This is a genomic window from Nocardia sp. NPDC003979, from assembly GCF_053605015.1.
Genome location: NZ_JBSGIJ010000026.1, coordinates 44,100 through 68,987 on the forward strand (window position 1 = coordinate 44,100; position 24,888 = coordinate 68,987).

Below are 24,888 nucleotides of genomic sequence, written 5' to 3' on the forward strand. Positions count from 1 at the left end.
CGCTAGCCGGCCGGCTTCCAGGTGATCTTGCCGCCCTGGAAGTCCTGGGCCTTACCGCCCTGGTAGTCGTATTCGTCGCTGGTCGGGTAGCCGTAGCGGCCGTTCTCGGCGCCCGCGCGGATCCAGTCGGCCTGGATGCTGCCCCATACCGCGTGCGCGCCGGTGGTCGAGGACCAGTAGATGGCGCCGGTGGGGAACATGGTGAACTGGCCGTCGGCCTTGCCCGCCTTGGCCACATCGGTGAGCGGGAAGCCGAGCGGGCTCGACTCCCAGCCCAGCGCCGCCCACTTGTCCTTGATCGGGCCGCTGATCTGGTGCGCGCCGGTGCCGACGGACCAGTAGATCGAGCCGCGCTGGAAGTGGTTGAACCGGCCGTTGCCCGCCGGAGTGGAGAGTTCGCGGGTGACGGGGTAGCCGAGCGTCCCCGACTCGTTGCCGAGGGCCGCGTACTTGTCGCGGATCTGCCCCGCGACGGTGTTGGCGTTGGTGTCGGGGTGCCAGTAGATCGCCGCGTTGTTGGCGAAGGTCTGGTACTTGCCGCCCGCCGCCGCGTCGGCCTCCGGGCCGGTGGGGTCGCCGAGCGCGGCGCCGCCCACCTGGTCGTATTCGGTCTCGATCGCCCCGCCCACCTCGAATGCGCCGATCATCCTCGCCTGTGCCGTCCCGGCGGCGGCAGCGGCTGCCACGGTGACGGCGGCCAGGACGGTCAGGCCGCGTGTGCGAAGCGTTCGTCGGTGTAGTGCCACAGGAAACTCCCTGGTCGGATCGATATCGGCGATGTCCGGCGCACGGGACCCCCTCCGGTGCCGCCCCCGAACCTACCCCGAACGTGCCGGTCTCAACAGTGAGGTTCGCGACAACAGCTACGGCCGCGGCCCGGGAAGCATCACGTCGACGCCGCGCGCGAAATCCTCCGGCGTCACGTCGTCGAGCAGCAGATGCTGGAGGATGAAACCCGGTAGGAGGCCGATCAGTGTCTTGGCAAGGGCATCGACATCGGCGTCGGCGGGGACCCAGCCGAGCTCACGCATCCTGGTCGCGTACTCGACCCACAATTCCCGCATCCCCGCGATCGACTCGCGCACCGGGATCGCGGCGGCATCGGGCTGGACCATCGCCAGCGCCCACACCTGCGGCGCGAGCCGCAGCGGTCCGTCCGGGCCGCTGCGCGTGACGATCTCGCCGGTGAGCATGCGAACCACCTCGGCCGGGGTCGGCGGTTGCTCTGCCCTGATCTTGTCGGCGAGCAGCTCGCGCAGGGGTCCGAGGGTGCGTGCGACGAGCGCCCAGATGATCTGGTCCTTGCTCGCGAAATACCGGTAGACAGCGCCCGCCGACATCCCCGATTCGGTGAAGACGTCCTGCATGGATGTCTCGTGGAAGCCCTTGCGGGCGAAGCACAGTTGCGCGGCGTCGAGGATCTGCTGCCTGCGGCGTTCCAGGTGTTCTTCGCTGACTCTGGGCATGCCTAAAAGTAAAACGAATACTCGTTCTTGACAAGCGAGCGAGGGTGGTGTCATCGTTGAGGCAACAAAAAGAACGAACATTCGCTTTTAGGGAGAAATGCCATGACGATCACCCGCCGAGCAGTCGGTATCGGGCTCGCGGCCACCCTGCTGCAGGCTCTGATGCTGATCGCGTTCGCCTGGCCCGCTGTCAACCTCGCCCCTCGCGACCTCCCGATCGCCGTCGCAGGCCCGCAGGCCGCACAGGTCGGCCAGCAGTTGCAGCAGCGCAACCCCGACGCTTTCGAGATCACCACCCTCGCCGACGCGGACGCCGCCCGCGCCGCCCTCGCCGACCGTGAGGTCTACGGCGCGATCGTCACCGGTGGCGGCGCACCCCAGGTGCTCGTGGCCTCCGCCGCGTCACCCGCTGTCGCCCAGCAGCTCACCGCGCTCGCCCAGCAGTTCGGCGGCGCCACTTCCGTCCCGGTCCAAGACGTGATCGCCGCGGACCCCGACGACCCACGCGGCGCGGGCTTCGGCGCGATGGTGCTCCCGCTGGTCATGTCCGGCATCGCCGCGGGTGTCCTGCTCACCCTGGCGGTCTCCACCCTCGGCGCCCGCCTGGCAGGCCTGGCCACCTTCGGCATCGTCGGCGGCCTCCTCAGCACCCTGATCTTCCACACCTGGCTCTCGATCGTCCCCGGCTCCTACCTTGCCCTCGCCGCCATCGCCGCCCTGGCCTCCTTCGCGGTAGCCGCGACCATCGTCGGCCTCGCCGCCACCATCGGCCGTGCGGGCATCGGCCTCGGTGCCCTCCTCATGCTCCTCATCGGCAACCCCTTCTCCGCCGCCACCTCCGCCCCCGAACTCCTCCCGCAGCCCTGGGGCACCCTCGGCCAACTCTTCCCACCCGGCGCCGCCGCCACCCTGATGCGCTCGACCGCCTACTTCGACGGCGCGGGAGCCACCTTCCCCCTCACCATCCTCCTCACCTGGGCCATCGCCGGAACCGCCCTCCTCTGCCTGGGCGCCCTCCGCACCCGCCAGCCCCACCCCACCGAATCCCACCAACCCGTCCCCGCCTGACCCCGAACCAAAGATGCTCCGCGCGAACACCTTTCGCGTGGAGCATCTTTTGTGTAGGCGTGTGGAGTGTCCTAATTCGCCGGTGGCGATCCATCCCCGTGCGACCGTACGGCGGAGCCGGTCCGGCTAAGAGAGTTCGTATGAGGTGCTTCGGCCGCTCGACGGGGAGCGACGCAGGATTCCGTAGTCGATCAGTTCGTTGATGTCGCGGAGCGCGGAGGCTTGGGAAGTTTTGGTGATGATCGCCCATTTACGGGAGGTGAGTTTCCCGTCGAAACCGTCGAGCATGCGGTTGAGCATGGCGATCTGGCGGACGTTCAGCGGGGTGCTGTGCCATGTGCGCCAGAAGGTGGCCTTCGCGAGCGCGGCGTCGATTGTTCTGTCCGCCTGGATGATCGACTGGTGGAGGGCATCGAGAAACCACGAGAGCCAGGCGGTCACGTCGAGGCTTCCGCGCTGGGTCTTTTCGAGGACTGAGTAGTAGTTCTCGCGGTCGCGCTGGATCTGGGCCGAGAGGCTGTAGAAGCGGCGGGGGCTGGATTCCGACCGGGCGAGGGCGAGATCGCCTATAGCACGGGCGATTCGGCCGTTTCCATCATCGAACGGGTGGATGGTCACGAACCACAGGTGCGCGAGTCCGGCTTTCAGGATCGCGGGTTCGGCTGTGTCCGCGTCGAGCCATTCCAGGAACCGACGCATATCGGTGTCGACGCGGGTGGCCGGTGGCGCTTCGAAGTGGACGCGCTGCTTGCCGTACGGCCCGGAGATCACCTCCATCGGGCCGGTTTCGTCGGTGCGCCAGCCACCGACGCGGATCCGTGAAATGCCCGAATATCCGGTGGGGAAGAGCCCCGCGTGCCAGCCGAACAGTCGCTCGGCGGTCACGGGTTGTTCGTAGTGGCGGGTGGCGTCGAGGATCATGTCGACGACACCGTCGACCTTGCGGTCCGACAGGGCGGCGGCACCGATGTCCACGCCGAGTCTGCGTGCGATGGACGACCGAACCGACACCGCATCGAGCAACTCGCCCTCGATGGCGCTCGACTTCACGACGTCGGCGGTGAGTGCCTCGAGTCCAGCACGTTCCTGTGTCAGGTCGTCGGTCTCCGCGAGGCGACCGTGCAGGCGACCTTGAGCGAGCGCGACGGCCGCTGTCGGCTTGGCCAGCAGTGCGGCGTCGTACGTGAGGCGGGGCCAATCCGCCGCCTCCCAGATGTACGTACTGCCTGCCATGCAGCGATTCTACGCCTATTCGCTGCAAATTATGAAGCGAATAGGCTGTGTAATCGCTGCACGACGAATCCGCCGCCGGTGCGCCACGCACGGATGCTCGCTAGGCGCCCCAGCGCATGCTGTGCTGGAATGGCGTTGTGCCCGAGGAAGATCGTGGTCGCCCCACCTACGGAGCCGCCCCGCTTGTCGTCAACGGTCGGGAAGTCCGCGACCTCGATGAGCTGAGCGACCGTGAGTTTCTGAATCTCTTCGGACGGCGGCCCGGGATGTACCTCGGGCGAACCACACTCCGCGGGGTGACAGGTTTCCTGAACGGCTACGACTTCGGCGCGCGACGTACCGGCGGACAAGGTCTGGAAGGCTTCCGGGAGTGGTTGATGGCGAACTACGACGTGGCACCGAACCTCAGTTGGGAAGCGCAGATCACGAACTTGGCACTGCCCGATCGGGAGGCAGGCGCTCCGCTCACACAGGCACAGGAGGAGCGCGTGATCGCTATGACGCTCGAACTACTCGACGTGTTCCTCGCGGAGCGCGAGGCGGCATCGCCGGGGCGCCAGTAGTACACGTTTCGGGCCGCCTGGCACACAGACAACTTCTCTCCAGGGAGGAGAGTGCGGCGATATCGGCTGCTACTCCGTAGGACACGATCCGAAAGTTTTCGCTACCTGGTGGCCAGTCGAAGATGGCTTGTGTCAATGCCTTTCGGCAATTGAGGATGCCCCCGTCGAGTGTGAGAGGATGCGGGTATGTTCGAAGCATTGGGCAGTTTGATTGCGTTCGTGCTGGTTTTCGGGGGGATCATTCTCGCGATCGTGAAGATGTCGTCGGGGTCTCGGCGGCCGCCTGTCCGTGGTGGGATGCCGCCGTATTATCCGGGGCAGGTTCCGCCTATGGGGCAGCAGTTTCCGCAGCAGGGGGCGTACCCGCAGCCGGGGATGTATCAGCCTCAGCCCGGGTATCAGCAGTACCCGGGGAATCCGAATGCTGTGCCGCAGGGTTACCCGCAGCAGCCGGGATATCCGCCGCAGGGGATGCCGCCTCAGCGGTAGAGAATTCAGGGGTTGGGGCCGAATTCCTGGTGGTAGCGCTGGGCTCGGGTGAGCATGCGGTGGATGCCGGCGATCATTCGTGAGGTGGGGAGGGGTTCGGCGATGATGGGGTCGCCGGTTTTGACGTAGTAGCGGCCGTCGGGATAGTCCATCCACCAGAAGCTGCGGGCGGGGGTGGGGCGGGAGTCGAGGGCGGGGCCCGCGAGGGCGGAGATCTCGCCGACGGCGTGGCGGGGGCGGTGGAAGATCCGGTTGAGTTGTTCCAGGGAACTCAGGCGTCCCGCGCGGTATTCGAAGTGTTCTTCTTCCTCGGCGAGACGTTCGCGACGCACCTCGACGGGCGGTTTGGTGCCGGGCTTGGTACGGGGAAGGGCCGCGACGGTCAGTGCGGCGACTTGATCCGCGGTGCAACAGGTGAGAACGACATCGCTGCCGGTGTCCTCGGCGGTCCCCGGCGCCTGGGCGAGGGTGGCACCGGCCCGGCCGCGGATGGCGCCGTGGAATCGGATGACGTTCGAGACGTCCTGGCCCACATAACCTTTGGACTCGACCCTGGCATCGGGGACGAGCAGCACGTCGATGGCCTGTTCGATCGCCGGATCGTATTTGGCGAGCAGCTTTTCCACGGCTGCTTCACGGTGGCGTTTCAGTTCGTCGAAATCGGCGATGTCGGTGCGGTACTGGAGTGGGTAGGGGAGGCGGTCGCGGCCGTAACCGGACCAGAGGATCTCGAATTCGATGCCGGTGAACTCAACTCGGTGCACTGTCGTGGTCTCCGCCGATCACTGGGGGCACGGTTCTGATTCCGTCGGTTCCGATCAGCAGGTCGCCGTTGTCCTGGTTGATCAGGTAATCGGGAATGCCTTTGGTCCGCTCCTCGTCCGAGCCGCCGCCCCTGGCACCGGGCGCACCCATGGCACCCATCCCTGGTGCGCCGCGACCGCCACCGGCCGCCGCGCCTGCTCGTGACCCGGCGGCGGCAGCTGCGGCAGGGGAGTGATTGCCGGGACTCGACTTGCCCGGTGATGCGGGACCGCCTGCTGCCGAGCCGCCGCCACGGCCGGCGCTGCTGCCCCCACCTCGGGCACCGTTGCTCCCGCCGCCGGGTCCGGTCGCTCCGAGAGCGGTCACGCCGGGCCCGGTCGCCGTAGGGGAACCGGTGGACGGGGCCGAAGTGGACGGCGTGCTGGATTGCGGTGTCGCCGTGGAACTCTGCGCGGTGGTCGAGCCCGGGTCGGTGGCTTGCGGTGTGGTGGCCGCAGGATCGGAATTCGGGTCCTCGGTAGTCGCCGGGTCGTCGCCCGCGCCGGTGTCCTCAGGGCTGTTGCCTGCGGAATCCCCGGGAGTATCACCGGTATTCGAACCGCCACCGCCAGCACCGGGACCACCGGGCCCACCGCCGTCGCCTGCGATGACCGGTGCGGTCGGCAGGAAAGGCACCCCGACATCGGCCTGCCCCGCCACCTGGCTGTAGACGGTGCGCAGAATCCTGCGCGCCTCCTGCGTGGCTTCTTCGCGATTGTGATCGTCGACCTTCATCACCCCCTCGGCAGGCAACGTCTTACCGGTGACATTCTCGCGCTCGGTGAGCCCCGGCATCAATGCCTGCGTCTGCTCGATGCCGGTGCGCATCTCGGTGAGCTTCCAGCTGATCGCGGTCGCCGCCTGCGACAGCGGGATCGACCGTTCCGAGTAGTTGTTCACCGCCGCGACCGCCGCCGACGCCGCCGCACCGGTCCACCCGCCGCGCCCGTTGGCGCCGGTGACGGTGCGGGAGAACTCCTGATTGAACTTCAGGAAGGTGCCCATCAGATTCATGCCGATATTCGCCCAGGCCGTCACTGCGTCGTCGACGAGCCGGGGTTTCATCGCGGCGACGGCGGCCTGCATCTGTTCGAGCGACATGCTGTCGTAATTGTCGGGAGTGGTGATGTGCGGCGGTTGCAGGTCGCCGTCGAAAATGGTGGCGTAGTTGCCGTCGGCATAGCTGGCGTAGATCTTCGACCGTTCGATGTTCCACTGTTCCTGCGCGGCGATCACTCTGCTCTTGTAATCCTCATACGTCACAGGTGTTCCCCCGTCGCGGAGATCTGGTCGCCGGCCGCCTGGTCCTGGGCGACGAAATTCGCGATCGCCTTGGCGACGACCTCTTTCGCGGTCTGGACGACTTCGATGTGTTGCCTGAGGACAGTGTCCAGCGCTCGGTCGCCGCCGGATGCGGTCAGCGAGAATTTCTTCTCCAAGATCGCGCTGGAATCGAAGGAGCCGAAGCCGGTGATGCGCTCGACGCGCCCGACCATCAGGAACACCTCTTCCAAGCGAGAGATGTGGTCGTCGCACACACGATCGAGGTCGCGCCCGACCTCCGGATCGAGCATCAACTGACCCGCGTCGGCCTGTGACTTCAAATGACTCCACTGAGCAGGATCGATACCGAGAACCATGCTGCCACCCGTCAATTCGCCGGGAGGTAATGAACCAGGGCGGCGCTGATCCGGGTCACCTCAGCACAAGGCTCCGGCGGATTCTTGGCGGAGACCCGATTCTGCAGATGGAAATCGACCGAGCCGTCGGGCAGTTCGACGCTCACATAGCAAGCGAGATCGCTCGCCGCGCCGACCGGCCGAAACTGAAGGGCTTTACGTCCTCCGACCGTCACGTCGGTGAAGTCGGTGTACTTGGTTGTCTGATTCCGGGACTCGGCCAGGGTGTGCTCGGACGACATGAGCGCCAAGCTGTACAGGTTCGCGGAATCCTTCCACTCGCACACCTTCCACCCCGAAAAATCCACCCCCGCAACATCCTTCTTCTTACTCCCCACATTCAACCCCACCCCACCGACCGCCGAATCCGGCAGCGAACACGGATCCCACACCTTGGCCTCGGCATCCACCGAGGTAGGACTGGCCGCCACACTCACCTGACTCGGCTGCGGAGTGGCCGCCCCTTGCTCACTCCCGCACCCGGCGACGACGAACCCCACCGCCGCCACAACCCCGACCATGCCCGTACCCCGTCGAACTGCCATGTCTGTCATCCCTCCCGCAGAACCGGTACCGTGCACGACGTTCCCGCGATCGTAGCCACTGTTGTCTCCCACTGCGACACCCCGAAGCCTCACTCGGCCGCGCACGGTGAGGTGGAGGCCATGGTGAAGCGCACTTCCTGTTTGTCGGGTCCGACCCGGCTGCGCGACGACGACACCGAGAACCCGCGCGCGTCCCGGTAGTACCTGCTCACCGGGTCCGCATCGGGGTTCTGACTCGGCACGAGGGTGAACCCGCGTGCGGTCATCGCCTCGAGATTGGCCATCGCCCGGTCGATGAACTCCTGCGACGGGTCGACCTGCTCCCGCTGATACCGGGGGCGCCAGGGCGGGCCGTCCATGCTGATCGAGTCCATCCTGCTGCGGCACCCGGTGCTCGTGTCGACCGCCGCCGGGTCGATGGACAGCTCCTCCGGCCAGATCAGCTCGAAGTTGTCGGCCACAATCGGCTTGCTCTGGGCAACGGTCAGCCCCGAGCGCCGCATGATGTCCTCATTGGTCGGGCCGTGTTCCTCGACCAGCGAGCACCCCGTGAGCACCAGCGAAACCGTCAGCACAGCAATGATTCTCATCGGATCTCGATCCGGGCGCCGAGTTGCGGATTGTCGGTCACGCGCGGGTCGGCATACGGGTTCTCGATATCGAGGACGGCCTGCGCGGTGGCGGCGCGACCGGCGTCGAACGCTTCCTTGCCGCCGTTACCGTTGTCGCCGAGACCCACGTCCACCCAGGGGGTTTCGATGCCACGCTCCACATAGGCGGTGGCGTCCGTTCCCGCGATGACGCCGACGATATTGCCGAAGGCGGTCGATCCGGGATCGTCCCAATACTTGCCGTGGCCGTCGGTACCGAATACGACCTCACCCGCACGCGACGAGCTGTCGCCGTAGTAGCCGGTGTCGAGCCGGATCACCCCGGGAACCTCGTCGGGGTCGCCGCCGAGGACATCGGAGGCGTGCGGGTTGCCGGGCAGGCGCAAGCCGGGGAGGCTGAGCCCGGCATCCGGGTAGGACTGGACGACGCCGATGAGGTCGCCGGGCGCGGTCATCGAATAGCGCTGGACATCGGGATTCGGGTTGTTCCACCCACCTTCGAACACGCCGGTTCCCGCTGACGAAGCGTGCAGGATCCGATCGGCCCGCAGCCCGAGTTGCTCGGCGGATCCCACCACCGAGCCGCCGTAGGAGTGACCGACGTACGTCACGGGCGTGCCCGGCGCGTGGCTGCTCACCTCCCGGTCCACTTCCCGACCGAACTCGACCAGTTTCGGCGCCATCTCCGCGGCGAACGACGGGCTCGGCGCACCATCGGACAGGCTGGTGAGACTTTGCGGAAAGTCGCCCTCCATGTAGAGGAAGATCGGCCCGCCGGTCCGGTCGGCCAGGTTCCAGGCGGCCACATGATTCGACCCGGACGAATTGAGGTTGGTGCTCGTGCCCGGCACGTAGACACCGACGCCGGGTACCCCGGTTCGCATGCTGCCGAGCATCTCGATCATCCGCCCGTTGCCCTCGGTGCTGAACATGACGAACTTACGGTCGACCATGCCCAGCGCCGCGGCCGAGACTGTCGCCTCCGGATCCGGGATCGGCGACAGCATGGCTTCCAGCTGGCTGACCCGGGCGGCATCCGGCACGGACTTTGTTTTCTCCCTGGTGAGCGCGTTGCGGATGTTGATCTCGTTCGCCTCGACCCGCATCGCGAACGGCACCCCGTTGAGGTTGCCGAGGGTCTCCGGCGCGGCGATCACCAGCTGACGCCGGACTTCCGGACACGATCCGGCCAGGAAGGCGGCCCGCTCGTCGGGCGACAGCGCCGCCAACCGCGTCACCACCGCGTCGGGGTCGTGCATCGAGCCATCGGCCAGCGCAATGCTGGGCTGCCCATCGCGGATGGCGACCAGATCACCCACCGCTTCGCGCAACCGACCACCGAACAGGGTGTCGAGCCGCTCGATTTCGTCCAACCCGCTGCGCAGGTTGAGTTGGAAAACCCCTGCGGCGCCCTCTTTTTCGGGCTCCGTATGGCTCACTGCGCCGTCGTCCGAAACCGTGAACCCCTGCGATACGGCGAGGTTCTTCTGTTCCAGCACATACGTTTTCGCGTGCTTCAGACCTTGACACACATCAGCGGCGTCGTCGGCGATGCGCAGCAGCACCGTCCGCACCTCGTACCCGTGATCGACTTCCTCATCGATGCGCTGCGTGGCCGCGTCTTTCGTCCGGCCGTGCCAGCTTCCTGCCGCTGACAGCGCGCGCGAACAATCGTCGACCGAGGTGGACAGCAGGTCGGCGTTCGCGCGGGCAGCCTCGGCGGCCCGGTGCACGGCGTCGAGATTCCAGGTGTCGAGCTGGGGGATCGTCGGCCGCATCAGCGCGGCTCCAGCTTCGTGATCTCGGCGGCGGTCGCGCCGTCGGCGGCCTCGATGTCGGCCGAGAACTTGTCGAGCAGATCGGCCAGCGCCGAATACCTGGTCGCGATCGAGGTCATCGCTTGACGCGCCGGATCGGGTACGCCGCGCAGCGCAGCGAGCACGTCACTTCCCTCGCCGGTCGCCTCGTTCATCACCGCCAAGCTCAGCGCCTCGACCGCCCCGGCTTCCTGGCGCCAGGTGGTCGCCATCGCCGTCACCTGCCCGGGCTCGACCCCCAAGAATCCACTCACGAAATCCCCTCCTCCGCTACCGCGCCTCGTCGTTGTGATGGTTGGACGGGGCACGCGGAGTGAGGGTTCCATCATGTGATGTGAGTCACACGGAGGCGGACTCGCTGTTCTCGGCGGCGGCGCGCACGCAGTCGCGGCAGGTGCCGAAGATCTCCAATGTGTGGCTCACCTGGGTGAAGCCGTGCTCGCCGGCGATCGCCTCGGCCCACGCCTCCACGGTGGGGCCCTCCACCTCGACGGTGCTGCCGCACTGCCTGCACACCAGGTGGTGATGGTGGCCGCTCGAGCACTGGCGGTAGACGGACTCGCCCGAGTCGGTGCGCAACACGTCGACCATGCCCGCGTCGGCCAGCGACTGCAGGGTGCGGTACACGGTGGTCAGGCCGATGCCCTCGCCGCGTTTACGTAGTTCGTCGTGCAATTCCTGCGCCGAGCGGAACTCGTCGATATCGCCGAGCAGCGCTGAGATGGCACTGCGCTGACGCGTGCTGCGAACGCCGACCTGCTTGCCGGAGTGATTGTCTGCCAACGGTTTCACCCTTCCTCGGCATGGGCGACGGCATCCACGACGATGTGCGCCAGATGATCGTCGACGAGTTCGTAGAGCACCTCGCGACCCGAGCGTTCCCCGTGCACCACGCCCGCCGATTTGAGAATGCGCAGATGCTGGCTGACCAGCGGCTGGGTGACCCCCAGCGCGTCGACCAGCTCGTGCACGCAGCGCGGTGACTCGCGCAACTGGAGCACGATCGCGATCCGCACCGGGGCGGCCAGGGCGCGCAGCAGCTCACCCGCGTCCTCGAGCACCGTTCGCGCGGGTACCGGCGCGGGCGGCAGGGACTGATACGGGCTGTGCTGGTGCGCAGGCGCGGCATCGGTGGTCATCAACCAACTCCTTAATGGAAACCGATACCATTTTGACATGCAAGTGTGCGCATGTCGAATGTGGCGCGGCGTGGCATCGGTCGGCTGCTGATATCTCGCTGGACCCGGCCCGATACGCTGGACCAAATGCGTTCGGAAAACCGTGCAGGCTGGTTACCGAACAAACCGACTCGCAGTGGATGGAGAAATCTCGCGTGGCACCCAAGTCGAAGGTGGACACCGTTGCCAACCTCGCCAAGCGCCGGGGTCTGGTCTACCCGTGCGGTGAGATCTACGGAGGCACCAAGTCGGCGTGGGACTACGGTCCGCTGGGCGTGGAGCTGAAGGAGAACATCAAGCGGCAGTGGTGGCGGACCATGGTCACCAGCCGCGAAGACGTTGTCGGCCTGGACTCCTCGGTGATCCTGCCCCGTCAGGTCTGGGAGGCCTCGGGCCACGTCGCCACGTTCTCCGACCCGCTGGTCGAGTCGCTGCACACGCACAAGCGCTACCGCGCCGACCACCTCCTGGAAGCCTACGAGGAGAAGCACGGCCGCCCGCCTGCCAACGGCCTGGCCGACATCAACGATCCCGAGACCGGCCAGCCCGGCAAGTGGACCGAGCCGAAGAACTTCTCCGGCCTGCTCAAAACCTTCCTCGGCCCGGTCGACGACGAAGAGGGCCTGCACTACCTGCGCCCCGAGACCGCGCAGGGCATCTTCGTCAACTACAAGAACGTCGAGACCACCGCGCGCAAGAAGCCGCCGTTCGGCATCGCCCAGATCGGCAAGAGCTTCCGCAACGAGATCACCCCCGGCAACTTCATCTTCCGCACGCGCGAGTTCGAGCAGATGGAGATGGAGTTCTTCGTCAAGCCCGGTGAAGACGCCGAGTGGCACAAGTACTGGATCGACACCCGCCTGGCCTGGTACACCGACCTCGGCATCGACCCGGACAACCTGCGTCTCTACGAGCACCCGAAGGAAAAGCTGTCGCACTACTCGGCAGGCACCACCGACATCGAGTACCGCTTCCGCTTCCAGGGCAGCGAGTGGGGCGAGCTCGAGGGCATCGCCAACCGTACCGACTACGACCTCAAGACGCATTCGGAGCACTCGGGCACCGACCTGAGCTTCTTCGATCAGGCCTCCGGTGAGCGCTACATCCCGTACGTCATCGAGCCCGCGGCCGGTCTGACGCGTTCGCTGATGGCGTTCCTGGTCGACGCCTACGCCGAGGACGAGGCACCCAACGCCAAGGGCGGCGTCGACGTGCGCACGGTGCTGCGCCTGGACCGCCGTCTGGCGCCGGTCAAGGCCGCGGTGCTGCCGCTCTCGCGCAACGCCGACCTCACCCCCAAGGCGAAGGACCTCGCCGCACAGCTGCGCCGCAACTGGAACATCGACTTCGACGACGCGGGCGCCATCGGCCGCCGCTACCGCCGTCAGGACGAGATCGGCACCCCGTTCTGCATCACGGTCGACTTCGACACCCTCGACGACCAGGCCGTGACGGTCCGCGAGCGCGACTCGATGGCCCAGGAACGCATCGCCCTCGACCAGGTCGAGTCCTACCTCGCCGCCCGCCTCATCGGCGCCTGACCCATCGAAAGCCCGCGCCCGTCGCGGGCTTTCGCATGTCCGGACACGTGATCGTGGTCGAGCCGCGTTGATCACACTGTGTAGCCGACGGTTTGCGTCGGCTGGGTGGGTAGTTCACGATTTCGGTGTGCTGTGGGAACCGGAAGACGTGGTGCGGGTGCTCGACCCGTCGGAACAACGATTCGTTCGGCACGGCACGTTCACCGGGCGGTCGGTGACGGTGCACGGGGAACTCGACGCCGCCGCGCTCGGTGCGGCGTTCGCGGCATTGCAGCGGGCGTTTCCGATCCTGGTGTGCCGGATCGTCGAGGACTCCGAGGGACTCGGAATCCTGTTGCGGCCGGGCGATTTCGAGGCTGTCGGCGCGTGGGTGAGTTTCGGTGATCCCGACGAGGTGCGGGTGCCCGCCGAGACCATGGACCCCGCCGATCAGCTCGGGTACCTGGATGTCGTTCTCGCCGAAGAGGATCGGGCCAGGGTCACGTTGTTCGTGCACCACGGGGTGGCCGACGCCGGGCATTGCGTCGAGCTGTTCGCGCGGCTGTGGGGGTACTACACCGATCATGTGGAGACCGGGAAGATCATCGCGGGGGCGCGGGAGCTGCCGGTATCGCTGGAGATGATGCTGGCGCAGCGGGGGATCGGACGCGGTCCGAGGTCGGGGCTGGAAGCGGTGACGCGGCCGCTCGTCGTGGCCGAGACCGGTGGGTCGCAGCGCGCCGAGCCCGCCGCCCTCGCCAGACCTGCTCGCATCCGGCTGGAACCGGCCGAGACCGCCCGGGTGCTCGAGCTGGCTCGCGCGCATGCGGTGAGCGTCAACGGGTTGGTCACCGCCGCCGTGCTGCGGGCATACCGCGGGTTGTACGGCGGGGAGCGGGTGGGCTGCGTCTACCCGGTGGATCTGCGCAGGCGTCTCGACCCGCCGGTGGCGGCGGAGGCAGGGACGAACGTGTCCGGGCTCGCGGCGTTCGCGACCGACGACACCGACGATGTCGTCGACCTGGCCCGCCGCATCGGCACCAGCCTGCACAACGACCTGGCCGACGGCGTCGTCGAACAGTCGGTGCTGCACTTCCCGGACTACTACGGCCCCACCCGAATCCACTCGACCGCAGGCCATATCGCCGTCACCAACACCGGAACGGTGCCGTTGTTCCGCGCACCGACCGGACTCATCCTCGACGACTACGAGATCGTCTACCTCTCCGCCCACCCGCGCCCGTCCACCGGTGCGGCCGCGGCGGTCACCTTCCTCGTCTACACCTACCTCGGCAGGCTGACGATCGGCCGCCTCGGTGGCGGGACCCGCGCAGCCGAATTGCTGACAGCCGTTGTCGCGGAACTGACTTGGGCCTGCTCACGCGAAACCGCCGCGTCGGCCTGAAAGTCACTGTCAGCAGCGGTTCCGACGATCGACTACCTCGCGGCCAGTGGTTCCTGCAACTCGGTGACCCATCCGTTCGGATCCGGTGTCCATTCGAGCGTCACCTCTCGCACCGCAGCGGCCGTGCGGTACCCGTTGTCCTCCACCCAGCGACCCAGTTCCTGCCACGCGGCACCGATGCCGCTGACATTCCCGTGGTAGACCGTTGTGGCCACCCGATCGTGGGCAGGCAGGTCGACGATCGAAATATCCCGCGCCGCGTCGGATTCGGCATTCACCGGTACACAGGCGTGCACCCGCACGGTGCCGTCGTCGGCGGGCTCGTAGTACGCGATGGCCGGACCGGCGATCGCGATGCCCGCCTGCGCGAGCCGATCGCTGAGCCCCTGGAACAACGGCTGGATCACCGGACTGACGTGGGCGGGTTCGAAACCCGCCGCCACCCCGCTCGATCTGGCCACGCGCACCGCGGGCACCGACTTGATCACAACATCCTGCTCGGGCATGACGCCCTCCTTCTCGATGATGCGAAGTCTCGCCTCGACCTCGGTCAGCCGCGCGCGGTCGGCCGCCAACCGCTGTTCCAGCTCCGCCCGGCGCAACGTGAGCATGCCGCGCAGCTCCCGGGGTTGTGGCCCCGGCTCGAGCATCCGGCCCACCTGCTCGAGACTGAATCCGAGCCCCTTGAGCGCGACGATCCGGTTGAGCCTGGCCAGCTGCGCGGCCGAATAGAACCGGTAGCCGGTGGCCGGATCGACCCGGGCGGGTCGCAACAATCCGACCGCGTCGTAGTGGCGCAACATGCGCACCGACACCTGACCGTGTCTGGCGAAATCTCCGATACTGAACATGACGCCCTCCGGTGTACGGCCTCACACAGTGTGAGAGTCAACGATCAGAATCTGCCGCCTCGGCTCACCCGCCGCGACCCCGACGAGCCACCGAACGATCCGGGCCGGTACCCACCCCCACGTGAGCCGTACCCACCACCGCGCGAGCCGCTGATCGCTCCGCGCAGCAGACCGTCCAGCAGGATGCCGCCGAGCACCGCACCGGTCTGCCCACTTCCGGACATGGGTTGTCTTGTCTCCCAAGCTCGTACGCTCGCCTCCGCCTCCTGCAGGGCCCGCCCACCCGATTCGGCGGCGGCCTGCGCGCTCCGCAACGCCAGTTCGGGATCGGTGCCTGCCTGCTGCCGCGCCTGATCGAGATGACGTTGCGCCTGCGCCAGCCGGGTGCGCGCCTCGGCGTCGACACCGCCGCGCCGCGTGGTGATGAACGACGACGCGGCGTCGATACGGCTGGTCGCGTCGAGCAGTGTGCGGTCGAGCCGGCGGCGCAGGTCCTCGACGGCGAGCTTGCGGTCCGAGGCCGCGGCGATGGCTCGATCGAGGTCGGCGTCGGCGGTGACCACCTCGTGGAAGGCGCCGAGCGGGTCGGCGTCGTCGACCGTGTTCAGGGTGGTGGTCGCGGTGGCCATCGCGCCGCTGAGCTGGGTGCCGCCGAATTCGGTCAGGGTGGATGCGGCGGCGAGATCGGCGCGCAGTTCGTCCAGGGCGGCGGGCAATCCGTCGCGGGCCTGCTGGATGTCGGCCGCGGCGTGCTCGACGGTGTCGAGCAGCGTGCCGGCCTGGCCGAGAGCGGCCTCGGCCGCGCGGATCGCGGCCACCGCACCACCCTGCTGCCCGGCCGGTTTCGTGAGTACGTCGCGGGCGGCGTCGATATTGGTCTGGGCGAAGGTGATTCGCTCCCGGGCCATGCGCACATTGTCGCGCACGGACGTCAGCATCGCCGGGGGATAGGTCGCGTCGAGCCGGGCCAGTTCGGTGTCGGCGGCGGGCAGGCGGGCGGTGAGCTCGACGACGGTGCGGGTGAGAGCGTCGAGGCGGGCGGGCGCGTCGATGAGCAGATCGCGCATGGCGTCGAAGTCGGCCACCTGGGCGTCGAGTTCGCGGTCGGCCTTGCCGGTGGTCGCCAGCAGGTCCAGCAGCAGGGCGCGCTGCTGATCGGGGGTTTCGGGAACGGCGTCGTCGAGTTGCTGACGCAGGGCGAACGCCTTCGCGGTCGCCGCACGGGCCGCGTCCAGGGCGTTTCGGAACGGGGTCACCGCCGTCTCGCCGAATTCGCCGGTCGCCAGCGCCAATTCCTCCTCGCTCGTCCGCACCGCGTCGTCGATCTCGACCAGGCGTTCCTTCGACAACGCGTGCAGGGTCGGCAGCGAAAGACGCGACAGCGCAGCCGAATCGGTGGGGTCCATGCCGCGCGCTGTCGCGAGTTCCGCCCGGTCCTTGGCATGGCGACGCCGACGCATGACCAGTACGAGCAGACCGGCCGCCACCACCACGGCCAGTGCAATCAACACCAGCACACCCGACGACGCGCCACCACCGCGCGCCGCCGCCCCGAGTCCCTCGGCGGTGTCGATCCCCGCCTGCGCCCACTTCTGTTCGCGCAGATCGGGTTCCACCGTGTCGGCCAGCAGCGACTCCACCTCGGCATCGGTGATGCTCGCGGGTGGGATGCCGTCGAACCAGTAACTGCGGTCGTCGACGGCCACCGCGAGCAGCAGATCGCGATCGCCGAAATCGGAGAGCTCGGCCGTGCGCGCTGCCCAGTCCCGGGCGGACATGGACCCGAAATCGTTGACGTAGACGAGCCAGAGCTTCACCTGGTGATCGCGGTAGAGGGCGTCGACGGCACCGAGCACCCGCTGTTCGTCCGCCGGGCTGAGCACGTCGGCGGAGTCGACCAGTTGCGGGCCCATCCGCGTCGGTGGCTCCGCACCGGCCGCCGGGGCACACAGCAGAAGCAGGAACGCGCCGAGCAGATTCGCGACGAATCGCTTCCCCGGGCGTGCGCCCCAGAGTTGCCCCGCTGCTGGTCGATAGGACGTGCGGGCCCGCTCGACGTACCTCACCGATCGGATGCGCGGACTTTTCCTCGGCAGCGGCATGAGTCGAATCTAACGGCCCGGGCCGAGTGAGACGGGTACGACAGGTCGGCGCGTGCCTCACTACCATCGGGACCATGGTCACAGTCGATGCCCGCTACACCGGTCAGGTCGCCCCCGGCGGCGACGCTCAGCAGCGCGATGTCCCCGGCGCCCGCATCGTGAAGATGGCCGTCGGCGCCATGAACAACAACACCTACCTGGTGCGATGCGCCGCCACCGGGGCAACCCTGCTGATCGACGCGGCCAACGAGGCGAACCGCATCCTCGAACTGGTGAACCAGGAGGCCGAGGGGCAGGTCGAACTCATCGTCACCACCCACCAGCACCCCGACCACTGGTGGGCGCTGGCGGATGTGGCAGGCGCCCTCGCCGTCCCGTCGGCCGCGCACCCCCTCGACGCCGAACCGCTGCCCGTCACCCCCGACCGCCTCCTCGCCGACGGCGAGACGATCGACCTGGGCGAACTCACCCTCACCGTCATCCACCTGCGCGGCCACACCCCTGGCTCGATCGCGCTTGCCCTGACCGACGGCGCGGGCCGCACCCACCTGTTCACCGGTGACTCCCTGTTCCCCGGCGGCGTGGGCAAAACGCACAACACCGAGGATTTCGACTCCCTGTTCACCGATGTGACAACCAAGCTGTTCGACCGCTACCCGGACGACACCGTCGTCTACCCAGGTCACGGCGACGACACCACCCTCGGCACGGAGCGACCCCAACTGCCCGAGTGGCGTGCCCGCGGCTGGTAGTCCGAGGCCGACCGGGCACGGTGCGTCGTTCACCGGACCGGAATTCACTAGTGACCGCTGAGCCGACGACCGGTCGGTGGCACCTGGCAGACTGAGCAAGGTGAAATCGGGTTCTTCGCGCACGACCGTGCCCGCCCCGGATGCCCGGCACCGGCGCGGCTTGCTCTCGACGGTCTCGATCTGGATCACCAGACTGGTCGCCGGCGCGATCGTGATGGGCTTGGTGCTGGTCGGTGGGACGGCGTTCCGGGTGTGGCAGGTCGCGCGGATCGACGACCACACCCCGGCCGACGCGATCGTGGTGCTCGGCGCCGCCCAGTATTCCGGGACGCCGTCGTCGGTCTTCGAGGCCAGGCTGTACCAGGCGTGGCGGCTCTACGAGACGGGTGTGGCGCCCCTGGTGATCACCGTCGGCGGCAAGCAGGAGGGCGACCTCTACACCGAAGCCGCCTCGGGCAAGCAATATCTCGAGGACAAGGGCGTGCCGAGCGGCGACATCCTCGCCGTCGAAACGGGATCCGACACCCTGCGCAGCATCGAAGCCGTCGCCGCCGCCATGCACGAGAGCGGCTTGTCATCGGCCGTACTCGTCAGCGACCCGTGGCATTCACTGCGAACCAGGACGATGGCGCGAGACGCCGGTCTGCACGCCTGGACCGCACCCACCCGCACCGGGCCGGCCGTCTACACGAGGGAGTCGCAATTCCACGGCATCGCCCGCGAAACCGGTGCGCTGCTGTGGTACCAGCTCACTCATTTCTCGGCAGATTTCCCTTACGAGGCGGGACAGTGAGATGACCGATACCTACACCCCGCACGACCGCGAACGCATGGTCACCGAGCCGGGCAAAACCGCCTGGCCGGGTGCCGCGGGCAAGGGCCACCGCAGCGAATTCTCCCGGGACCGGGCGCGCGTGCTGCACTCGGCCGCGCTGCGTCGCCTCGCCGACAAAACCCAGGTCATGGGCCCACGCGAAGGGGACACCCCGCGTACCCGGCTCACCCATTCGCTCGAGGTCGCCCAGATCGGGCGCAGCATCGCCGACGGCATCGGCGCCGACCCCGACCTCGCCGATCTGGCCGGTCTCGCCCACGACATCGGCCACCCGCCCTACGGCCACAACGGCGAACGCGCCCTCGACGAATTCGCCGACGCCTACGGCGGTTTCGAGGGCAACGCCCAGAACCTGCGGATCCTCACCCGCCTCGAGCCCAAGGTCGTCGACGCCGACGGCGAGAGCGCCGGACTCAACCTCACCCGCGCCGCCCTCGCCGCCACGCTCAAATACCCGTGGGGCAGAAGCGGTTCCGGCACCAAGTTCGGTGCCTACGTCGACGATCTGGAGCGCCTGGCGTGGGTGCGCAAGGATGCCCCCGAGCGCAAGCAGAGCCTGGAATGCCAGATCATGGACTGGTCCGACGACGTGGCGTACTCCGTGCACGATGTGGAAGACGGCGTGATCGTCGGCCGCATCGATCTGCGTGCCCTCGCCGACCCCACCGAACAGGCGGCCCTGGCCGAACAGGGCCACGGCGAACACCCCGACCAGTCGATCGATGCCCTGGCCGCCGCCGCGCAACGGCTGTCCGAACTCGACGTGGTCGCCGAGGCGGCGGGCTACGACGGCACCTTCGCCGCGTCGGTCGCCCTGAAACGGCTCACCAGCGAACTGGTCGGGCGCTTCGCCACCGCCGCCATCGTCGCCACCCAGGAGCACGCCGGGCCGGGCCCGCTGATGCGCTACGAGGCCGATCTGATCGTGCCGCCGGTGGTCGCGGCCGAGGTGGCCGTGCTCAAGACGGTCGCGCTGCGGTACGTGCGCTCCGACCGCGGACACCTGGCCAGGCAGCAGACCCAGCGCGAACGCGTCCAGGCCGTCGCCGACCGCCTGCTCACCACCGCTCCGGCCCACCTCGACGACCAGATGCTGCCCTGGTGGAACGCCGCCACCGACGACACCGCCCGGGTGCGCGTGGTGATCGACCAGATCGCTTCCTACACCGAAAGCCGCTTCGAGCGGGTCGCGACCGCGCTGGACTGCCGCTGACCTGGACCCACTAGACTTGCCGCGTGGCCGGACGAATCCCAGATCGCGATATCGCGGCGATCCGTGAACGAGTCCGGATCGAAGACGTTGTCGGAGAGTACGTGGCGCTCAAACGCGCCGGTGCCGACTCCATGAAGGGCTTGTGCCCGTTCCACGACGAGAAGTCCCCGTCGTTCCATGTGCGGCCCAATCACGGCCTGTTCCACTGCTTCGGCTGTGGCGAGGGCGGTGACGTCTACAAGTTCCTGCAGCAGATCGAGCACATCGGTTTCGTCGAGGCCGTCGAGCAGATGGCCGACCGCATCAGCTACCAGATCAACTACGAGGGCGGCGGCACCTCGGTGCAGCGCGACCGGGGCACCCGCTCCCGGCTGGTCGCCGCCAACGCCGCCGCGCAGGAGTTCTACGCCGCGCGCCTGTACGAACCCGAGGCCGAGGCCGCCCGCAAGTACCTGACCGACCGCAACTTCGACCAGGCCGTCTGGCAGCAGTTCGGCTGCGGCTACGCGCCCGCGGGCTGGGACACCCTCACCAAACACCTGCAGCGCCTCGGTTTCGAGTTCAAGGAACTGGAAGCCGCCGGACTGTCCAAGCAGGGCAAACGCGGCCCGATCGACCGCTTCCACCGCAGGCTGCTGTGGCCCATCCGCAACCTCGGTGGTGAGGTGATCGGGTTCGGCGCCCGCAAGATCTTCGACGACGACACCATGCCCGGCAAATACGTGAATACGCCGGAAACGTTGCTGTACAAGAAGTCCCAGGTGCTGTTCGGCCTCGACCACGCCAAGCGTGAGATCGCCAAGGGGCATCAGGCCGTCGTCGTCGAGGGATACACCGACGTGATGGCCATGCACCTGGCCGGCGTGAAGACGGCTGTCGCCTCCTGTGGAACGGCCTTCGGCGAAGAACACCTGCAGGTGCTGCGCAGGCTGCTGATGGACGACAACTTCTGGCGCGGCGAGATCATCTACACCTTCGACGGCGACGCGGCGGGCCAGGCGGCCGCGCTGAAGGCCTTCAGCGGCGACCAGCGGCTGGCCGGGCAGACCTACATCGCGGTGGCACCCGACGGGCAGGATCCGTGCGAGCTGCGTCAGCGCTCGGGCGATTCCGCCGTGCGCGACCTCGTCGCCCGCCGAACCCCGCTCTACGAGTTCGTGATTCGCGGCGTGCTCGCCGAATACAACCTCGACACGGTCGAAGGACAGGTCGAGGCGCGACGGCGCGCGGTTCCGGTGGTCGCCCAGATCAAGGACAACGCGACCCGCAAGGGCTACGCGACGAAACTGGCGGGCTGGCTCGGCGTGGACGACATCCAGTCCCTGGTGCGCCAGGTCGGTGACGAAGCCCGCAAGCACTTCCGCGGCGGCGCGGCGCCCACCGACGACAAGGGCGGCCGACGAGGTGCCGTCGCGCCACGGCCCGTCGCGCCCGCCCGCGGCAACGGCGACTCGGCCCGACCCGACCCCCGTGAACCGACGTTGCTAGCCCAGCGCCAAAGCCTGTGCGCGGCCCTGCAATACCCGGGGATCGCGGGCCCGGCCTTCGACGACGTCGAAGCCGACGCGTTCATCCACCCCGCCTACGTGATGGTCCGGTTGATGATCGCGAAAGCCGGCGGCACCGCATCGGGTCTCACCGGCGCCGAGTGGGTCGCCGCAGTGGCCGATCAGAGTGAGGACCTGCTCATCCGTGCCCTCGTCTCGGAGCTGGCCAACGAACAACTGCCCGTCCGCACCCAGGAGGACGTGCCACGGCTCATCTCCGGAGTGCTCGCCCGCGTGCAGGAGATCTGGGTGGGCCGCCAGATCGCCGAGCTGAAGTCCCGCCTGCAGCGCATGTCGGCGTCCGATCAGCCCGACGGCTACATGGAGCTGTTCGGCGACCTGGTGGCCCTCGAGGCGTACCGCAAGGACCTCGGGCAGCGGGCGATGGGCAACGACCCCAACGTCACCGGCGTCTAACGCCCCCGGCGCAGCTGGTTGTGCGGCACCATCACCGTGGTCCGCTCGTCGAGCGGCTCCATCGGCTCCAGCTTCGGCTGAGTGCTCAACTTGTCCGACAGCTTCTGCCTGCCCACCGACACCAGCTTCTTCGTCACGGGGCTACCCGTCACCGCCCGTGTCGCCGCACTGATCTGCTCATAGCGCGCCCGCCCGGCCTTCGTGCCGAGCACATACCCGGCCGCCACGCCGATGATCAACCGCAGCATCTCCTGGAGCTCCTCCCACGTCTGTGTGCGCGCCCCATCCTGCCCGACTCACCCCACCCCTGTCGATCCACCCCGCCCACCCAACCGCCCCACATGTCCGCAGGTAGCAGCCCGATTTGGGAACCCACGACCCCATACGCTAAAGTTTCATCTCGTTCAGCCAGCCAAGCTGACCCGAGCCCAACAGCTCAGGATATTCCCCTATAGCTCAATTGGCAGAGCAGCCGACTGTTAATCGGCAGGTTTCTGGTTCGAGTCCAGATGGGGGAGCAGTAAAGCCCTCTACCGCAGTGGTGGGGGGCTTTTTGTTGTGTCGACAAGAAGGGTGACCCCTGAATCAGGGCGTGGGATTCCGGGGCGGAACGGGAATGTCATGAGTCGGCGCCCGAGTCGAGGACTTCTGGGTGTTGCAGGGCGCGTCTGATGTCCTCGGCGGAGTCGTCGGTTTCCGGGATTTGAAAGTGGCCGACGAGGAGTACGCGGGTTCCGATGGCTCGGAGGTGGAGGGGGATGGTTCGGGTGGGGATGTCGCGGGTGATGCCGGACTCGCCGGTGACGCCTTCCAGTACGACCTTGGTGAAGCCACCGTTCAGGTGCATGGCTACCCGGGCGGGTTGGAGAAAAGGTCGTCCCTCCTTCATGAGTCGGCCTTCCGCGGTTGAGCTCTACCGCTGCCCGTGAGTTCGGTCATTGCTTGGTGAAGGTGATGTGCATCCACGGGTGCCAGGTGGTGCCGTCTTCGGAGCGTTCCCACAGGGCGGTCATCGAGGCGCCGTCGGGGGCGACGGTGAGGGTGGAGCGGACGGCGGTGGTTTCGGTGTCGGTGGGGGCGGCGGGGGTGGCTACCTGGGGGCCGCCGGTGAAGTGGAAGGTGTTGGGGTCGACGATTTCCACGCGCATCAGTTCGGTGCTGCCGGTGTTGTCGTAGGAGCGGGCGAGGAAGGCGGGGGCGTCGGGGTCGGGTTCGCCGATGATCTCGATACCGCGGACCGGTTGGTCGCCGACGGTGACGTCGATGTGGTGGACCAGGAAGTGGCCGCCGGGGAAGACGTCGTAGGTGTCGAAACCGAGGACGGGGATCGGTGGGTCGGCCAGGACGTGGCCGTTGGTGGCCCACCGGCCCGCGAGGCGGTGCAACCGGGTGGCGTCACGTGGATCGTCCGGCGTGGACATGCTCCATGCCTACCACGGGCCTCGCGACCCGCCAATGTCTCGCGAACAACCAGTAAGAAATCGGTGTCGCGCGACACCAAGAGATCATGACTGTTCAACTCACTCAGGCCGCGTTGCCCGCGGTCGACACCGTGCCCGAGGAGGTGCGGGAATGGCGCAGTCGGTGGTTGGTGGCGTCGGGGTTTCCACCGTGGTTGGCTGAGACGGTGACGTCCGATCCCGAGGTCGATGTGCATGCGTTGTCGCAGCTCGTCGACCAGGGCTGTGCGCCGGAGCTGGCGGTGCGGATCCTGGCGCCGTTGCCGGGGAAACCGCGATGAGTACGCTGCCGCCCACCACGTCGGGGATCGCGCGGCCGGACGCCGATCGGGAATGGCTCACCGACCTGGTCGACGACGGACCCGCGGGCCGGCACGCGGTGCGGCGGTTGCGCGAGGTGTTGCTGCGCGCCACCCGGCATCAGATCTGGCGGTTGCGTGACCTGCTGCCCGGCGCGGGCGCCACCGAACTGGAAGACCTCGCCCAGCAGTGCGCCGACGATGCGGTCGTAGCTGTCCTGCAACGACTTTCGACCTTCGAAGGGCGTAGCAGGTTCACCACCTGGGCGTACAAATTCGGGGTCAACATCGCGGGTGTTGCCGTGCGCAGGCAGGCATGGCGGCACCGCGAGATCCTGCTGCCGGACGCACTCGCCTGGCACATCGACCCCGCGCCCACCCCGGACGCCCTCGCCGGCGCCGCCGACCTCGCCCGCGCGCTCGAAGCGGCCATTTCCCGCGAACTCACACCGCACCAACGCCGCATCCTGCTGTCGCTGGTGGTGGAGCAGGTGCCGATCGACGTGCTGGCCGAGCGGCTGGGTAGCACCCGCAACGCCCTCTACAAGACACTCCACGATGCCCGCCGGAAGCTGCGCGCCGCCCTGATCGCGAGCGGGCATCTCGACAACCGTCCCGATCGGAGCACCCCATGACCGATCCGACTCCCACGGTGATCGACGCCCTGCTGACCGACACCAGACCCTACCTGTCGTGCGACGAGTGCTTCGACCGCATCGACGTCTATGTCGAGCGCCGCCTCGCCGATCCCGGGTACGACGACCCGGCCATGCGCACCCATCTGGCCGGTTGCGGCGCGTGCGCCGAGGAGGAACAGACCCTGCGCGAGCTGCTCGCTCAGGATCTGAACAGGTCCTGAGCGGTAAGAAACGGCACGCCGGTCGCAACTAACACTGCGAACCACATTCCGCGCGGCCGACGCTCGACCGCGCCCACTTCGAGGAGATTCTCAATGATGTTGTCAAGCCGCGGCGACCCTGATTTGGGGTTGGTATGCCGTGCCAGTTCGCATCATGGCCCACAACACGTTCAGA

28 protein-coding genes and 1 tRNA gene are annotated in these 24,888 nt (G+C 67.7%); 12 read left to right on the forward strand and 17 right to left on the reverse strand.

Annotation, left to right across the window (positions count from 1 at the left end; genetic code table 11):
- Positions 1 to 2: 2 nt before the first annotated feature.
- Together ACWEVR_RS31000 and ACWEVR_RS31005 are read right to left on the reverse strand one after the other, a co-directional pair.
- Positions 3 to 746, reverse strand: coding sequence for an LGFP repeat-containing protein (locus ACWEVR_RS31000; RefSeq protein WP_357150055.1), 744 nt, complete (start codon positions 744 to 746; stop codon positions 3 to 5).
- Between the two features lie 117 nt (positions 747 to 863).
- Positions 864 to 1,466 carry a TetR/AcrR family transcriptional regulator gene (locus ACWEVR_RS31005; RefSeq protein WP_452469796.1) on the reverse strand — a complete coding sequence of 201 codons (603 nt, stop codon included), beginning with the start codon at positions 1,464 to 1,466 and terminating at the stop codon, positions 864 to 866.
- A gap of 102 nt (positions 1,467 to 1,568) precedes the next feature.
- Here ACWEVR_RS31005 and ACWEVR_RS31010 point away from each other — a divergent pair, with 102 nt between their 5' ends.
- Positions 1,569 to 2,534: a hypothetical protein gene (locus tag ACWEVR_RS31010; RefSeq protein ID WP_452469797.1), complete on the forward strand. Its 966-nt coding sequence runs from the start codon at positions 1,569 to 1,571 to the stop codon at positions 2,532 to 2,534.
- A gap of 126 nt (positions 2,535 to 2,660) precedes the next feature.
- Here the strand turns inward: ACWEVR_RS31010 and ACWEVR_RS31015 are convergent, their stop codons facing one another.
- The gene (locus tag ACWEVR_RS31015; RefSeq protein ID WP_452469798.1) at positions 2,661 to 3,767 is read right to left on the reverse strand and encodes a Fic family protein; all 1,107 of its coding nucleotides are present in this window, start codon (positions 3,765 to 3,767) and stop codon (positions 2,661 to 2,663) included.
- Between the two features lie 296 nt (positions 3,768 to 4,063).
- Between ACWEVR_RS31015 and ACWEVR_RS31020 the strand changes: the two genes are divergently transcribed.
- Entirely contained in the window at positions 4,064 to 4,330 is a 267-nt protein-coding gene (locus ACWEVR_RS31020) for a hypothetical protein (RefSeq protein ID WP_452469799.1), read from the forward strand.
- 494 nt (positions 4,331 to 4,824) lie between these two features.
- Here ACWEVR_RS31020 and ACWEVR_RS31025 read toward each other — a convergent pair whose 3' ends face one another.
- The 9 genes from ACWEVR_RS31025 to ACWEVR_RS31065 form a co-directional block, all read right to left on the reverse strand.
- The gene (locus ACWEVR_RS31025; RefSeq protein ID WP_452469800.1) at positions 4,825 to 5,583 is read right to left on the reverse strand and encodes an ESX secretion-associated protein EspG; all 759 of its coding nucleotides are present in this window, start codon (positions 5,581 to 5,583) and stop codon (positions 4,825 to 4,827) included.
- The gene (locus ACWEVR_RS31030) at positions 5,570 to 6,886 is read right to left on the reverse strand and encodes a hypothetical protein (protein WP_452469801.1); all 1,317 of its coding nucleotides are present in this window, start codon (positions 6,884 to 6,886) and stop codon (positions 5,570 to 5,572) included. Before ACWEVR_RS31030 ends, ACWEVR_RS31025 begins: the two co-directional genes overlap by 14 nt.
- On the reverse strand, positions 6,883 to 7,263 hold the full coding sequence (locus tag ACWEVR_RS31035; RefSeq protein WP_452469802.1) for a hypothetical protein: 381 nt from the start codon (positions 7,261 to 7,263) through the stop codon (positions 6,883 to 6,885). Before ACWEVR_RS31035 ends, ACWEVR_RS31030 begins: the two co-directional genes overlap by 4 nt.
- Positions 7,264 to 7,274: 11 nt before the next feature.
- A complete protein-coding gene (locus tag ACWEVR_RS31040) occupies positions 7,275 to 7,919 on the reverse strand; it encodes a DUF3558 domain-containing protein (protein ID WP_452469803.1) in 645 nt (214 codons plus the stop codon).
- Positions 7,920 to 7,936: 17 nt separating this feature from the next.
- Positions 7,937 to 8,437, reverse strand: a complete 501-nt coding sequence (locus ACWEVR_RS31045; RefSeq protein WP_452469804.1) for a hypothetical protein — start codon at positions 8,435 to 8,437, stop codon at positions 7,937 to 7,939.
- Positions 8,434 to 10,236, reverse strand: coding sequence for an alpha/beta hydrolase (locus ACWEVR_RS31050; protein ID WP_452469805.1), 1,803 nt, complete (start codon positions 10,234 to 10,236; stop codon positions 8,434 to 8,436). The genes ACWEVR_RS31045 and ACWEVR_RS31050 overlap by 4 nt, the downstream gene beginning before the upstream one ends.
- A complete protein-coding gene (locus ACWEVR_RS31055) occupies positions 10,236 to 10,529 on the reverse strand; it encodes a hypothetical protein (RefSeq protein WP_452469806.1) in 294 nt (97 codons plus the stop codon). Before ACWEVR_RS31055 ends, ACWEVR_RS31050 begins: the two co-directional genes overlap by 1 nt.
- 85 nt (positions 10,530 to 10,614) lie before the next feature.
- Entirely contained in the window at positions 10,615 to 11,058 is a 444-nt protein-coding gene (locus tag ACWEVR_RS31060) for a Fur family transcriptional regulator (RefSeq protein ID WP_067487122.1), read from the reverse strand.
- Between the two features lie 5 nt (positions 11,059 to 11,063).
- Entirely contained in the window at positions 11,064 to 11,414 is a 351-nt protein-coding gene (locus ACWEVR_RS31065; protein ID WP_067486782.1) for an ArsR/SmtB family transcription factor, read from the reverse strand.
- Between the two features lie 179 nt (positions 11,415 to 11,593).
- Here ACWEVR_RS31065 and ACWEVR_RS31070 point away from each other — a divergent pair, with 179 nt between their 5' ends.
- Both ACWEVR_RS31070 and ACWEVR_RS31075 read left to right on the forward strand, forming a co-directional pair.
- On the forward strand, positions 11,594 to 12,994 hold the full coding sequence (locus ACWEVR_RS31070) for a glycine--tRNA ligase (protein ID WP_371851938.1): 1,401 nt from the start codon (positions 11,594 to 11,596) through the stop codon (positions 12,992 to 12,994).
- Positions 12,995 to 13,121: 127 nt separating this feature from the next.
- Entirely contained in the window at positions 13,122 to 14,378 is a 1,257-nt protein-coding gene (locus ACWEVR_RS31075; RefSeq protein ID WP_452469807.1) for a phthiocerol/phthiodiolone dimycocerosyl transferase family protein, read from the forward strand.
- Between the two features lie 32 nt (positions 14,379 to 14,410).
- On the opposite strand, the gene ACWEVR_RS31080 is transcribed toward ACWEVR_RS31075, so the two are convergent.
- On the reverse strand, positions 14,411 to 15,229 hold the full coding sequence (locus ACWEVR_RS31080) for a MerR family transcriptional regulator (RefSeq protein WP_452469808.1): 819 nt from the start codon (positions 15,227 to 15,229) through the stop codon (positions 14,411 to 14,413).
- 44 nt (positions 15,230 to 15,273) lie between these two features.
- Positions 15,274 to 17,331, reverse strand: a complete 2,058-nt coding sequence (locus ACWEVR_RS31085; RefSeq protein WP_452469809.1) for a TPM domain-containing protein — start codon at positions 17,329 to 17,331, stop codon at positions 15,274 to 15,276.
- Between the two features lie 74 nt (positions 17,332 to 17,405).
- On the opposite strand from ACWEVR_RS31085, the gene ACWEVR_RS31090 reads away from it, so the two are divergent.
- The 4 genes from ACWEVR_RS31090 (at position 17,406) to dnaG (ending at position 22,095) form a co-directional block, all read left to right on the forward strand.
- Positions 17,406 to 18,083, forward strand: a complete 678-nt coding sequence (locus ACWEVR_RS31090; protein WP_452469810.1) for an MBL fold metallo-hydrolase — start codon at positions 17,406 to 17,408, stop codon at positions 18,081 to 18,083.
- Positions 18,084 to 18,297: 214 nt separating this feature from the next.
- Positions 18,298 to 18,876 (forward strand): YdcF family protein, encoded by a 579-nt coding sequence (locus ACWEVR_RS31095; RefSeq protein WP_452469821.1) that lies wholly within the window; start codon positions 18,298 to 18,300, stop codon positions 18,874 to 18,876.
- Between the two features lies 1 nt (position 18,877).
- Positions 18,878 to 20,131 (forward strand): deoxyguanosinetriphosphate triphosphohydrolase, encoded by a 1,254-nt coding sequence (locus ACWEVR_RS31100; RefSeq protein ID WP_452469811.1) that lies wholly within the window; start codon positions 18,878 to 18,880, stop codon positions 20,129 to 20,131.
- Positions 20,132 to 20,154: 23 nt separating this feature from the next.
- Entirely contained in the window at positions 20,155 to 22,095 is a 1,941-nt protein-coding gene (dnaG, locus tag ACWEVR_RS31105) for a DNA primase (RefSeq protein WP_452469812.1), read from the forward strand.
- On the opposite strand, the gene ACWEVR_RS31110 is transcribed toward dnaG, so the two are convergent.
- Positions 22,092 to 22,343 carry a hypothetical protein gene (locus ACWEVR_RS31110; protein WP_067486858.1) on the reverse strand — a complete coding sequence of 84 codons (252 nt, stop codon included), beginning with the start codon at positions 22,341 to 22,343 and terminating at the stop codon, positions 22,092 to 22,094. The genes dnaG and ACWEVR_RS31110 overlap by 4 nt on opposite strands.
- A 197-nt stretch (positions 22,344 to 22,540) precedes the next feature.
- Here ACWEVR_RS31110 and ACWEVR_RS31115 point away from each other — a divergent pair.
- Positions 22,541 to 22,613: transfer RNA gene (locus ACWEVR_RS31115), tRNA-Asn, on the forward strand.
- A 101-nt stretch (positions 22,614 to 22,714) separates the two neighbouring features.
- Here ACWEVR_RS31115 and ACWEVR_RS31120 read toward each other — a convergent pair.
- Together ACWEVR_RS31120 and ACWEVR_RS31125 are read right to left on the reverse strand one after the other, a co-directional pair.
- Entirely contained in the window at positions 22,715 to 22,984 is a 270-nt protein-coding gene (locus ACWEVR_RS31120) for a hypothetical protein (RefSeq protein ID WP_452469813.1), read from the reverse strand.
- 46 nt (positions 22,985 to 23,030) lie between these two features.
- Positions 23,031 to 23,516, reverse strand: a complete 486-nt coding sequence (locus ACWEVR_RS31125; protein ID WP_452469814.1) for a hypothetical protein — start codon at positions 23,514 to 23,516, stop codon at positions 23,031 to 23,033.
- Between the two features lie 86 nt (positions 23,517 to 23,602).
- Between ACWEVR_RS31125 and ACWEVR_RS31130 the strand changes: the two genes are divergently transcribed.
- Genes ACWEVR_RS31130 through ACWEVR_RS31140 form a run of 3 tightly spaced genes read left to right on the forward strand, consistent with a single transcriptional unit; the run spans position 23,603 to position 24,713 of the window.
- Positions 23,603 to 23,836, forward strand: a complete 234-nt coding sequence (locus tag ACWEVR_RS31130; RefSeq protein ID WP_452469815.1) for a hypothetical protein — start codon at positions 23,603 to 23,605, stop codon at positions 23,834 to 23,836.
- Positions 23,833 to 24,489, forward strand: coding sequence for an RNA polymerase sigma factor (locus ACWEVR_RS31135; protein ID WP_452469816.1), 657 nt, complete (start codon positions 23,833 to 23,835; stop codon positions 24,487 to 24,489). Before ACWEVR_RS31130 ends, ACWEVR_RS31135 begins: the two co-directional genes overlap by 4 nt.
- A complete protein-coding gene (locus tag ACWEVR_RS31140) occupies positions 24,486 to 24,713 on the forward strand; it encodes a hypothetical protein (protein WP_452469817.1) in 228 nt (75 codons plus the stop codon). The genes ACWEVR_RS31135 and ACWEVR_RS31140 overlap by 4 nt, the downstream gene beginning before the upstream one ends.
- Positions 24,714 to 24,888 lie beyond the last annotated feature (175 nt).